This is a genomic window from Stenotrophomonas sp. SKA14 (genome assembly GCF_000158575.1).
GTDB classification, from domain to species: domain Bacteria; phylum Pseudomonadota; class Gammaproteobacteria; order Xanthomonadales; family Xanthomonadaceae; genus Stenotrophomonas; species Stenotrophomonas forensis.
This window is the reverse complement of the sequence record NZ_DS999412.1, coordinates 2103105-2114298: the sequence shown is the minus strand read 5'-3', so window position 1 is coordinate 2114298 and position 11194 is coordinate 2103105. Positions and strand designations below refer to the sequence as shown.

The following is an 11194-nucleotide window of genomic DNA, read 5'->3' as shown; positions in this document are numbered from 1 at the left end:
CGTCCCTCGACGGGCCGAGGAGCGCAGGGTACCGGTGCGCAGCACCGGCTCGCGGCCGGCGGCGTGTTTCTTTGGTTACCTTCTTTGCACGAGCAAAGAAAGTGACACCCCTCCGCGGTCGCGGAAACGAATCTCCAGCGCGCAAACAAAAACGCCCGGCGCGAGGCCAGGCGTTCCTGCACTACCGTGAAAGTACGGAGGCTTACGCCACCGTCGACGCCCGCAGCGCGGCGATGCGCTCTTCCAGCGGCGGGTGGCTCATGAACAGCTTCTTCGCCGTCGAACCGGCAATACCGAACGCGGCAATCTGGGTCGGCAGCGTGCTCTGGCCGTGGTTGAGCTGCAGGCGCTCCAGCGCGGCAATCATCTTCTGGCGGCCGGCCAGCGAGGCACCGCCGGCGTCGGCACGGAACTCGCGGTGGCGCGAGAACCACATCGAGATCATGGTGGCGAACAGGCCGAACACCATCTCCAGCACGAACACGATGATGTAGTAGGCGAAGCCGCGGCCGCCGCCTTCGCGGTTGCCCGACAGTGCGCTGTCGATGATGCCGCCGACCACGCGGGCCAGCACGATCACGAAGGTGTTCAGCACGCCCTGCAGCAGCGCCATGGTGATCATGTCACCGTTGGCAACGTGGGCGATCTCGTGGCCCAGTACCGCTTCGGCCTCGTCTTCGCTCATGTTGTGCAGCAGGCCGGTGGACACCGCCACCAGCGCGTTGTTGCGGTTGGCACCAGTGGCGAAGGCATTGATTTCCGGACCTTCATACACCGCCACTTCCGGCATGCCGATGCCGGCCGCCTTGGCCTGGCGCTCGACGGTGGCCAGCAGCCAGCGTTCGGTCGGGTTGCGCGGCTCTGTGATCACCACCGCGCCGGTGGAACGCTTGGCCATCCACTTGGACAGCAGCAGCGAGATGAAGGAGCCACCGAAGCCGAAGATCGCGGCCATCACCAGCAGGCCACTCATCTGGCTTGGATTGACCCCGAGCAGCGACATCACGATGCTGGCGAGGATCAGGACCGCGAAGTTGGTCGCCAGGAACAGGGCAATGCGGGTAAACATGGGAAAATCCGGCTCGGAAGGGGTCGATACCGGTCAATTTGCGGTGTGGTCAGCTTGAATTCAAGCGCCAACCTGACCGACGATTCAGCCAGCATGACCTCCCCCATTCCCTGTGGCCGCTTCGCGCCCTCGCCGACCGGCCTGCTCCACCCCGGTTCCCTGCTCGCCGCGTTCGGCAGCTGGTTGCTCGCCCGCCATCACGGCGGCCTGTGGCGGCTGCGCATTGAAGACGTTGATCCGCCGCGCACCGTACCCGGTGCAGCGGCGTCGCAACTGCAGGCACTGGCCGCGTTCGGCCTGGTCCACGACGGTCCGATCCTCTGGCAGAGCACGCGCGGCGAGGCCTACCAGGCGGCCCTGGACGTGTTGCTGGCCAGTGACCTGGCCTTCGTCTGCCACTGCAGCCGCAGCGAACTGGCCGCCAGTGGCGGCATTCACCATCGCTGCGTTGCACGGCAGACACGACCGGACCCCGCCGTCCGCTTCCGTGTACCGGCCGGCAGCGTCGTGCAGTTCGATGACGGACTGCGCGGCCCGCAGCAGCAGGACGTGCATGCCGAGGTCGGCGACTTCGTGCTGCGCCGTGCCGACGGCTGCTGGGCCTACCAGCTGGCGGTGGTGGTCGATGATGCCGCGCAGGGCGTGACCGAAGTGGTGCGCGGCGCCGACCTGCTCGACTCCACCGCGCGGCAGATCCTGCTGCAACAGGCACTCGGGCTCGCCGTGCCGCGCTACTGGCACCTGCCCCTGCTGCTGGATGCGCCGGGCCACAAACTGTCCAAGTCGCTGGCGGCGCTGCCGGTGGACACTGCGCGCCCGCTGCCGGTGCTGCGCCAGCTCTGGCAGCTGCTCGGCCAGGCCCCTGCGGCGCTGGATCTGGCACACGATCTGGATACCCTGCTGGCCTCCGCACAACGGGCCTTCGTCCCGGCGCGCCTGCCGCGCACCGACATCCTGCTGCCGCCCGGCGCACTTTCCACGCCGATGTTGCAGAATCCCCCTTCCCCCACCTGATACCCGGACAGCATTCCATGACATCTCGCGTCGCACTGGTCACCGGCGGAACCGGCGGCATCGGTACCGCCATCTGCCAACGACTGGCCGACCAGGGCCACCGGGTCGCCACCAATTACCGCGACGAAGCCAAGGCGCGCGCCTGGCAGCGGGCGATGACCGAACGCGGTTACACGGTGTCGATCTTCCCCGGCGATGTCTCCGACCCCGACAGCGCCGAGGGGCTGGTACGCGCGGTCGAGGCCGAGCTGGGCCCGGTCGAGATCCTGGTCAACAACGCCGGCATCACCCGCGACACCACCTTCCATCGCATGCGCGTGGACCAGTGGCACGATGTGATCAACACCAACCTCAATTCGGTGTTCAACGTCACCCGCCCGGTCATCGAGGGCATGCGCCGCCGCGGCTGGGGCCGGGTCATCCAGATCAGCTCGATCAACGGCCTGAAGGGCCAGTACGGCCAGGCCAACTACGCCGCCGCCAAGGCCGGCATGCATGGCTTCACCATCTCGCTGGCCCGCGAGAATGCGGGCTTCGGCATCACCGTCAACACCATTTCGCCCGGTTACGTGGCGACCGACATGGTGATGGCGGTGCCGGAGGACGTGCGCGCCAAGATCATCGCCGACATCCCCACCGGGCGTCTCGGCAAGCCGGAGGAAATCGCGTACGGCGTCTCGTTCCTGGTGGCCGACGAGGCCGCGTGGATCACCGGCAGCAACCTGGATATCAACGGCGGCCACCATATGGGCTGGTAAGCCGCGCAGGCATCGTCGCCGCGCGCCACGGCGGCCCCCTGCCGATGGTCATGCTGCGCAGCACGCAAACCCTTGCTGCGCAACATGATCGCCACCGAAAGCCAAGCCTGGCGGGGGCTGAGGCGGTTGCAACGGCTGCTGCACTGCGCCATGCTGCGCGTCTACTGTGACGAGTACCGCTTCATGGCTGCGACCCGCATCATCAAGAAGTATCCGAACCGCCGTCTCTACGACACCGAGATCTCCAGCTACATCACCATCGAGGACGTGCGCCAGCTGATCCTGGACGGTGAAGACTTCGAAGTCCGCGACGCCAAGAGCGGCGACGACCTCACTCGATCGGTCCTGCTGCAGATCATCGCCGACCAGGAACAGGACGGCGAGCCGATGCTGTCCACCCAGCTGCTGAGCCAGCTGATCCGCTTCTACGGCGATTCCCTGCAGGGCTTCATGGGCAATTACCTGGAGCGCAGCATGCAGGTCTTCCTCGACCAGCAGCAGCAGTTCCGCCAGCAGATGGGCAACCTGCTCGGGCAGACCCCGTGGGCGATGATGAACCAGCTGACCGAGCGCAACCTGGAGCTGTGGCAGGAATTCCAGCGCAGCATGGGCAGCGGTTTCGGTGGCCCGCGTCCGGGCGGCACCGGAACGGGTACCGGTACCGGCTCCAGTACCGGCAACAAGCCCAACGAACCGGGAAGCGGCACCGGCGGCAAGACCCGGCGCTGAGCCATCAGCGCAGTGGATACGAAAACGGCGCGCCCTGGGCGCGCCGTTTTTTTCATGCATCGCGCCCGCGATGCCTCAGCGCTTGGCCTTGCACCCCGTGCACACACGCTCGACCTTGTAGCCCTTGGCCTTCAGCTTCTCGACCACGCCATCGTTGCCGAGCAGGTGCAGCGTGCCGACCACCACCAGCGTTCCGCCCTGCCCGGCCTGCAGGTACGGCAGCAGCTTCGGCACCCATGCGTCATTGCGGCCGGTATTGATGCGCTGGTAAAGCTGCGGATACTGCTGGCGCATTTCCGCCGCCATCTTGGTCCACAACAGGCGTTCGTCGCCCCGGCGCCAGGCATCGTGCAGCAGGCGCGCCTGCTCATCGCCCTTGCCCGCCTGGTCCAGCGCCTCGGACAGCATCTGCCGCTGTTCCTGCACTGTCATGCCATCGAGCATGCCGATCTGCGTATCGATGTCTTCCAGGCCGGCCGTCTTGCGGCCGGTCTTCTGCGCGCGTTCCATGAAATGGCGATCCAGGCCCAGCGCCGGGTCCAGGCCCAGCTTCTGCATCTGCCCGATCGAAATGCTCAGGCCGACGAACCAGGGCTTCATGCCCTGCATCTGCGCCAGCGGCAGCGCGTTCTGCGCCGCGAACCCCTGCAGCTTCTGCCAGGTGGCCGCATCCAGATCGCGCTTGAGTTCGCTGCCATCGGTACGGACCGCCGCCTGCACCATGCGGCTGGCCAGCTGTGGTGACTGCATGTCTTCCGGCGAGAGCTCGAACACGATGCGCTGCGATGCCTCGAAGGCCTGTTCGACATCCGGCGACAGTGGGTAGTCCTGCGGCTTCAGCAGGTGAAACGAACCGAGCAGATAGAGGCGCGAATCGCCTGGACCGGTCACTTTCCACAGCAGCGGCACCGGTGGCTTGGCAGCGGCGGTCGCGGCAGCTGCCGGGTCAACGGCAGGCGCATTGCGCGCCGCAACCAGCGGTGCGACCGCGCAGGCCAGCAGCAGGGTCGCGGCACGGAACAGGTCTCTGATCGGCATTTCAGCCTTCTCCTTCAGGCAGGTGGTAGGCCTTCTCGCCCGCTTCCACGCGCAGGTCCAGCCGGTTTTCCGGTGGCGCCAGCGGGCAGGTCGCGTAGGCGGTGAACGCACACGGCGGGTTGTAGGCATGGTTGAAATCGATGCGCACCGTGCCGTCGGCAGCGGGGGCATCCGTGTCCAGGTAGCGGCCGGCCGGATAGCTGCCGCGGCCACTGGTGCGATCGGCGAAGATCAGGAACAGCGGCTGCCCGGGGGCACCGATCGCTTCCAGGCGCCAGTTGCGGCCATCGCGCTGGAACTCGACCGCGCCCGCATTGGGCATCTCGGTGGTCAGGCCGGTGATGTCGACGATCGGCAGCGTCTTGCCCGGCGGGTGCGCGATGAAGCGTGCCTGCACCTGCCAGTCGGGGCCACCCGGCCAGTACTCCAGGCCAGCGAAATCGCGGCGTGCCGGCGCATCGGCGTGCTTGACCCGCAGTGCATCGCGCGGCCCGCGGCGGATGATGCTGAGCTGGCCCTTGCCAGCGTCGAAAGACAACAGGGTCGGCTGTGCATCCTTGTCGGTGTCGACGCGGATACGACCGCGTACCGGTTGGCCCTCACGGCTGACCTCGGCACCGGCCTCCGGCGTGAACCACCACTGGGTACCCTCACGGCGCAGCAGGCCCAGCTTGCCCGGACCGACCGCCAGGCGGATGCCGTTGGTGGCGCCGCTGCCGACGAAGTGCGACTTGTTCTGCAGCCAGTGCAGGCCGACCAGCGCCGTCCAGCCATCGGGACGGGTCAGGTCCTGGTAGCGTGCCACGCGCCATTGCTGCTGCGCGGCGGCGAACGCCGGATCTTCAGCGACCGTCGGCGCCGGCGGTGTCGCCGGGCTGCACGCGGCCAGCACCACGGCGGCCAGCAGGCCGCCCATTCCCCGATAACGCATCGATGCTCCCCTCAACGTCCGCGCAGGAACCAGCGGTCGATCTCCGCCAGCGAAAAACGGGCCCAGGTCGGCCGACCATGGTTGCACTGGCCGGACCGCTCGGTGATCTCCATGTCGCGCAACAGCGCGTTCATCTCCGGAACGGTCAGGCGCCGATTGGCGCGCACTGCGCCATGGCACGCCATGGTCGACAGCAGTTCGTCGCGCGCACTCGCCACGCGCCGGCTCTGGCCGTGTTCGCGCAGGTCGGTCAGCACGTCGCGCAGCAGCCCTTCCGGTTCGGCATGCGCCAGCAGCGCCGGAATGCTGCGCACATGCAGCGCCCCCGGGCCGGCACGGGTCACTTCGAAGCCGAGTGCGGCCAGCGTTTCGGCTTCGCTTTCGGCGGTATCGGCCTCGCGCTCGCCGACCGCCAGCGTGATCGGCACCAGCAACGGCTGCGACTGCAGGCCGATGCCATCATGCGCGTTCTTCAGGCGCTCATAGCCGATGCGCTCGTGCGCCGCATGCATGTCGACCACGATCAGGCCTTCGGCATTTTCGGCCAGGATGTAGATGCCGTGCAGCTGCGCGATCGCATAGCCCAACGGCGGCACACCCGCATCGGCGCTGGTCACCGGCAGTCCATTCTCGCTCGGCATCGGCGGCAGTGTCGCCCCGCGTTCGGCACCGGACGGTGCGGCATACAACGCGGCATAGGCGGCCGGCGCATCGGCCACCTGCAGGCCCAGCGGCTGCTGCGGTCGCCAGCCTGAGAATCCCCCCCCGCCGCCTGAGCCGGAACCCGGCGCAGGACCGCGCACCAGTCCGAATCCAGAAGCGCCTGCGCTGGACGCCATCGGTGTCGTGGCCGCATCCACCGGATGCGCAGGTAAGGCGCCGATCTCCTGCGCCGACATGCCGGCACGGGTGTCGGCCAGCGCGTCCTTCAGCGTGCGGTAGACGAAATCATGGACCAGCCGCGAATCACGGAAGCGCACCTCGTGCTTGGCCGGATGCACGTTGACGTCAACCCGGGTCGGGTCCAGTTCCAGGAACAACACATAGGCCGGTTGGCGACCGTGGTACAGCACGTCGCCATAGGCCATCTTCACCGCGTGGGCGACGCTGCGATCGCGCACCGAACGGCCGTTGACGTACAGGTACTGCTGGTCGGCACTGGCACGCGAATAGTGCGGCTGTGCAATCCACCCATGCAGGCGCAGGCCGGCACCGCTGTGGTCCACGCGCACGGCCTGGTTGGCGAAGTCCTCGCCCAGCGTTTCGGCCAGCCGCGCATCGGAATACAGATCGCCCGGCTTGTAGCGGCGCGAGGCCTTGCCGTTGTGCGACACGCGCAGTTCGACATCCGGCCGCGCCAGTGCAAGTGAGCGCAGCCACTCTTCGATATGGCCCAGTTCGGTGCGCTCGGCGCGCAGGAACTTGCGCCGCGCCGGAACGTTGTAGAACAGCTCGCGCACTTCCACGGTGGTACCCGGTGCATGCGCACGCGGAGTGACTTCGCCGATCTTGCCGCCTTCGATCTGCAGCGCGGAGCCGTGCTCGTCGTGCGCGCGGCGCGAGGCCAGGGTGAAGCGGCTGACCGAGGCGATCGACGGCAACGCCTCCCCCCGGAAACCAAGCGTGGCCACCGACTCAAGATCATCCAGATCGGCGATTTTGCTGGTGGCATGGCGCGAGACCGCCAGTGGCAACTGCTCCGGCGCGATGCCGCTGCCGTTGTCGCGGATGCGGATCAGGCGCACGCCGCCTTCTTCAAGATCGATGTCGACGCGGCTGGCTCCGGCATCGATCGCATTCTCGACCAGTTCCTTGACCACGGACGCAGGACGTTCGACCACTTCGCCAGCGGCGATCTGGTTGATCAGGATGTCCGGCAATGGCCGGATCGGGCGCGGATGGGCAGCAGACGTCATGCAGGGATGATAACGGAGCGGCCCAGGGTAGAGTCGAGCCATGCTCGACTGACGGGGTACCGGCAAGGCCCAGTCGAGCGCGGCTCCACTCTACAGAAAGCAGAAACCCGCCTTCGGCGGGTTACTTGCTGCCGCCGGCCATGGTGCCTGCGGCGTCGATCTCGGCCTGGGCGCGGGCCGCGTACAGCGTGCCCGGCGGCGGCTGGCGGCTGAAGAAGGTGTGCACGCCATCGAGCACCGCACCGGCGATCTTGCGCTGGTAGGCCGGGTCGATCAGGCGGCGCTCTTCATCCGGGTTGGAGATGAACGCGGTTTCCACCAGCATCGCCGGCATGTCCGAGGTGCGCAGCACCGCGAAGTTGGCGCGTTCGATGTTCGGCTTGTGGTTGTTGCCGATCCGCTTCAGGCCGCCCAGCACGTGGCCGGCTGCGTCCTCGGACGCCTTCATGTAGCCGCTCTGGGCCAGGTCCAGCAGCACGTTGGCAAGCGTGCCTTCGGTCTGCTGCAGGCGCACGCCACCAACCAGATCGGCCGCGTTTTCCTTGTCTGCCAGCCAGCGCGCACGCTGCGAGGAGGCGCCCTTGGTCGACAGCACATACACCGACGAACCGGTGGCCGAACGGTTTTCGGCCGCATCGGCGTGGATCGAAATGAAGATGTCGGCCTTGTTCGCACGCGCCTTCTGCGCACGCATCGGCAGCGGAATGAACACGTCGCTGTCGCGGGTCAGGTAGGCCTTCAGGCCCGGCGTCGCGTTCACCTGCCGCGCCAGCTCACGTGCCACTGCCAGGGTGACATCCTTCTCGCGCTTGCCGGTCGGGCCGATCGCACCCGGGTCCTGCCCGCCGTGGCCCGGATCGATGGCCACTACCAGGTGGCGCATGCCAGCCTGCATGCGGATGCGCGAGGCATCGCTGGGCATGGCCGGGCGCGGCGGTTCCACTGGCGCCGGCGCCGGCGCGGGCACCGTGGCCGGCGGCGTGGTCACCACCGCAGCGGTGCGCTGGCCGGCGAGGATCGCGGCCGGTGAAGAGGACGGCGTGCTGCTGGCCGCGGTACCTGCCGCGGCGACCTGTGCCGGTGCGGTGGACGGTGCCGGCGTCGGCGTGGCCGGGGTCGCTGCCGCGGCGCTGGCCTGCTGCTGCACCTGTGCAGTCAGCAGTGCGGTGGCACGCGCGGCGTCGTTGCGCGACTGCGCGCTTTCGGCCGGGGTCGGCGCGGGCGTGCTGACGGGCGCCTGTGGCGGCACCGCCGGCGTCACAGCCGGCCGGCTGGCGGCCACGGCCGGCCCATCGCCCGGCCATTCGATCACCAGCTTGGATTCATTGCCCTCGCGCTGCATCTGCGGGCGGAACGGCGCTACCGATTCAGCGAGGTCGAAAACGACACGGAAGGTGCCGGGCACCGGCTGTCCGGTACGCACCGCCGTGACCACGCCCTGCGCGGCCGGCATCTTCAGGTTGCGTATGGCGCTGGAGTCCGGGAAATCGACCACCAGGCGGTTCGGGCCAGCCAGCGACAGGGTCTTGTAGCCGCCACTGCCGACCAACGAGATCTCGGCACGGGTGCCGGTCGCGCCGGTGTTCAGCAGGACCTGGCGGACTTCACCCGCCCACGCACTGACGCTCGCCAGACCCAGTCCGACGGCGGCACAGATGGCGATGAGACGGTTCCCCGGGCGCATGGCTCAGGATTCAATCACCGCGCTGAACGGAATGCAACACCTTTTTCCTTAATAATCCGTAACCTGCCGGTGTTTGTTCTCGTCAGCCGACAGAAATGGCCTGCAAGTCGCCCCCCTGAGGCAGCCGTGCCAGCCATTCACGCCCTACGTCGCTGGCCCCAGTGAGACGAACACGACGCCCCTGCCCCTCGATTTCCAGCGCTACCAGCAGATCGGTCGGCGGCAACGCACCGGCCCCGCGCTCGGGCCATTCGACCAGCCACAGCACCGCGCTGCCCTCGTCCAGGCCGAGAAAATCCAGCTCACCGGCCTGGCCGATGCGGTACAGGTCCAGGTGCCATGCCTCGCCGCCGCTGGCCAGCGGGTAGCGCTCGACCAGGGTATAGGTCGGGCTGCGGATGGCGCCCTGCACGCCCAGTGCGCGCAGCAGTGCGCGGGCGGTGGTGGATTTGCCGGCGCCGAGATCGCCGCGCAGCTCGATCAGCGCCTGCGGCGGCCGCGTCGCCGCCAGCCACTGCCCGAGCAGTTCGGTGGCGTCGCTGTCGGCAAGGAAGAATTCGGTCATGGAGAGAGGTCCGGATTGGCCAGTCGCCGCAGCGGCGCCAGCAGGTCAGTAGGAAGCAGGCCACGCGCGCCGTCGGCGGCAGCGGCATCGCCGGCGAGTGCGTGCAGCAAGGCGCCGGCCGCGGCTGCGTCGAACGCGGCCAGGCCCTGCGCGCGCAGGCTGGCAATGATGCCGGTGAGCAGATCGCCCATCCCCCCCACCGCCATGCCGGGATTGCCCGCAGCGATCAGCCGTGGCGTCTGCCCGGGTGCCGCCACGATGCTGCCCGCGCCCTTCAGCACCACCACGGCATGGAAGCGCTCGGCCAACGCCTGCGCGCTGGCGTAGCGGTTGGCCTGGATGTCAGCGCTGCTGCATCCAAGCAGGCGCGCGGCCTCGCCCGGGTGCGGAGTGAGGATGGCGCCGGGCAGCGCGCGAGGGTCCTGCGCCAGAAGGTTCAAGGCATCAGCATCGACCACCAGCGGCTTGGGACTGACCAGCACGCGCATGAACAGCGCGCGCGCCCATTCGTCCTGGCCCAGGCCGGGCCCGATCGCCACCACCGTCGCCTTGTCCAGCAGCGCCGGCAGCGCATCGCCGTCTTCCAGCGCGTGGGTCATCGCCTCCGGCAGGCGAGCCAGCAGCGGGCCGACGTGATTGCAGCGGGTGCCCAGGCTCAGCAGCCCGGCACCCGCACGCAACGCGGCTTCGGCCGCCATCGCGATGGCGCCGCCGCTGCCATGGTTGCCGCCGACGCACAGCACGTGCCCGGATTCGCCTTTGTGGGTATTGGCGCGTCGCGGTGGCAGCAGCGCCTTCAAACGGTCGCCGGTCCAACGCTGCGCGCTCGCCTGGATGCCGTCCCAGGCCTGATCAGGCAGTTCGAGTGGCGCCAGACGGCGCTGGCCCACCTGCTCCAGCGCATCACCGGTGTACAGGCCTCGGTGACACGCGATGAACTGCAACGTGACATCGGCCTTCACCGCCACGCCGGGCACACATCCGCTGTCGGCATCAACGCCACTGGGCACGTCCATCGCCAGTACCGGCCCACGCGCCGCGTTGAGGGCGTCGATCAGCGCCTGGGCCGTGCCGGACGGTGCCCGGTCCAGGCCAAGCCCGAACAGGGCGTCCACATAGACCTCAGCGTCCGGCAACTGGCCATCGAACTCGACGACACTGCCACCAGCCGTCGCAAATTCCGCTGCAGCCTGCGCCGCCAGCACCGTGGCGGGCGCCCTGCCAGGCAGCGTGACCACCTGAACCTGGCGCCCCGACCGCAGGGCATGGCTGGCCAGCACGTAGCCGTCGCCACCGTTGTTGCCGGCACCGACCAGCACGCATAGCTGGAGAGCCTCCGGCCACTGCTGCAGCAGGCACTGCCAGCCGGCCAGGCCCGCCTGGGCCATCAGGCTCCAGCCACCATCACCGGCCAGCGCCGATGCGCGCCCATCAAGCGCGCGCGCCGCTGCGGTATCGAACAGAAGGGAAAGATCGGGCATGCAGGGATT

10 protein-coding genes are annotated in these 11194 nt (G+C 68.4%); 3 read left to right on the top strand and 7 right to left on the bottom strand.

The window, feature by feature from the left end:
- Positions 1-202 precede the first annotated feature (202 nt).
- Positions 203-1069, bottom strand: coding sequence for a protease HtpX (gene htpX / locus SSKA14_RS09615; RefSeq protein WP_008266459.1), 867 nt, complete (start codon positions 1067-1069; stop codon positions 203-205).
- Positions 1070-1162: 93 nt separating this feature from the next.
- Between htpX and gluQRS the strand changes: the two genes are divergently transcribed.
- From gluQRS to phaR, 3 genes are all read left to right on the top strand, one after another.
- Positions 1163-2083 (top strand): tRNA glutamyl-Q(34) synthetase GluQRS, encoded by a 921-nt coding sequence (gene gluQRS, locus SSKA14_RS09610; RefSeq protein ID WP_040007384.1) that lies wholly within the window; start codon positions 1163-1165, stop codon positions 2081-2083.
- 17 nt (positions 2084-2100) lie between these two features.
- Entirely contained in the window at positions 2101-2841 is a 741-nt protein-coding gene (phbB, locus tag SSKA14_RS09605; RefSeq protein WP_008268709.1) for an acetoacetyl-CoA reductase, read from the top strand.
- Between the two features lie 183 nt (positions 2842-3024).
- Positions 3025-3570: a polyhydroxyalkanoate synthesis repressor PhaR gene (gene phaR / locus SSKA14_RS09600; RefSeq protein ID WP_040009542.1), complete on the top strand. Its 546-nt coding sequence runs from the start codon at positions 3025-3027 to the stop codon at positions 3568-3570.
- A 75-nt stretch (positions 3571-3645) separates the two neighbouring features.
- Here phaR and SSKA14_RS09595 read toward each other — a convergent pair whose 3' ends face one another.
- The 6 genes from SSKA14_RS09595 to SSKA14_RS09570 all read right to left on the bottom strand — a co-directional run bounded on the left by SSKA14_RS09595 (position 3646) and on the right by SSKA14_RS09570 (position 11185).
- Positions 3646-4608, bottom strand: coding sequence for a TraB/GumN family protein (locus SSKA14_RS09595; protein WP_008264684.1), 963 nt, complete (start codon positions 4606-4608; stop codon positions 3646-3648).
- 1 nt (position 4609) lies between these two features.
- Positions 4610-5539, bottom strand: a complete 930-nt coding sequence (locus tag SSKA14_RS09590; RefSeq protein ID WP_040007383.1) for a DUF1684 domain-containing protein — start codon at positions 5537-5539, stop codon at positions 4610-4612.
- A gap of 11 nt (positions 5540-5550) precedes the next feature.
- Positions 5551-7455 (bottom strand): DNA mismatch repair endonuclease MutL, encoded by a 1905-nt coding sequence (gene mutL, locus SSKA14_RS09585; RefSeq protein ID WP_008267647.1) that lies wholly within the window; start codon positions 7453-7455, stop codon positions 5551-5553.
- Positions 7456-7576: 121 nt separating this feature from the next.
- Complete coding sequence (locus SSKA14_RS09580) at positions 7577-9139, bottom strand: N-acetylmuramoyl-L-alanine amidase (protein WP_008266942.1); 1563 nt, start codon at positions 9137-9139, stop codon at positions 7577-7579.
- A gap of 82 nt (positions 9140-9221) precedes the next feature.
- Positions 9222-9704 carry a tRNA (adenosine(37)-N6)-threonylcarbamoyltransferase complex ATPase subunit type 1 TsaE gene (gene tsaE / locus SSKA14_RS09575; RefSeq protein ID WP_008267867.1) on the bottom strand — a complete coding sequence of 161 codons (483 nt, stop codon included), beginning with the start codon at positions 9702-9704 and terminating at the stop codon, positions 9222-9224.
- Positions 9701-11185, bottom strand: a complete 1485-nt coding sequence (locus SSKA14_RS09570; RefSeq protein WP_008268713.1) for a bifunctional ADP-dependent NAD(P)H-hydrate dehydratase/NAD(P)H-hydrate epimerase — start codon at positions 11183-11185, stop codon at positions 9701-9703. The genes tsaE and SSKA14_RS09570 overlap by 4 nt, the downstream gene beginning before the upstream one ends.
- Positions 11186-11194 lie beyond the last annotated feature (9 nt).

Excerpts from the sequence above, each read along its gene's own strand:
- htpX (WP_008266459.1), bottom strand. The coding sequence starts at position 1,069 with ATGTTTACCCGCATTGCCCTGTTCCTGGCGACCAACTTCGCGGTCCTG.
- gluQRS (WP_040007384.1), top strand. The coding sequence starts at position 1,163 with ATGACCTCCCCCATTCCCTGTGGCCGCTTCGCGCCCTCGCCGACCGGC.
- phbB (WP_008268709.1), top strand. The coding sequence starts at position 2,101 with ATGACATCTCGCGTCGCACTGGTCACCGGCGGAACCGGCGGCATCGGT.
- phaR (WP_040009542.1), top strand. The coding sequence starts at position 3,025 with ATGGCTGCGACCCGCATCATCAAGAAGTATCCGAACCGCCGTCTCTAC.
- SSKA14_RS09595 (WP_008264684.1), bottom strand. The coding sequence starts at position 4,608 with ATGCCGATCAGAGACCTGTTCCGTGCCGCGACCCTGCTGCTGGCCTGC.
- SSKA14_RS09590 (WP_040007383.1), bottom strand. The coding sequence starts at position 5,539 with ATGCGTTATCGGGGAATGGGCGGCCTGCTGGCCGCCGTGGTGCTGGCC.
- mutL (WP_008267647.1), bottom strand. The coding sequence starts at position 7,455 with ATGACGTCTGCTGCCCATCCGCGCCCGATCCGGCCATTGCCGGACATC.
- SSKA14_RS09580 (WP_008266942.1), bottom strand. The coding sequence starts at position 9,139 with ATGCGCCCGGGGAACCGTCTCATCGCCATCTGTGCCGCCGTCGGACTG.
- tsaE (WP_008267867.1), bottom strand. The coding sequence starts at position 9,704 with ATGACCGAATTCTTCCTTGCCGACAGCGACGCCACCGAACTGCTCGGG.
- SSKA14_RS09570 (WP_008268713.1), bottom strand. The coding sequence starts at position 11,185 with ATGCCCGATCTTTCCCTTCTGTTCGATACCGCAGCGGCGCGCGCGCTT.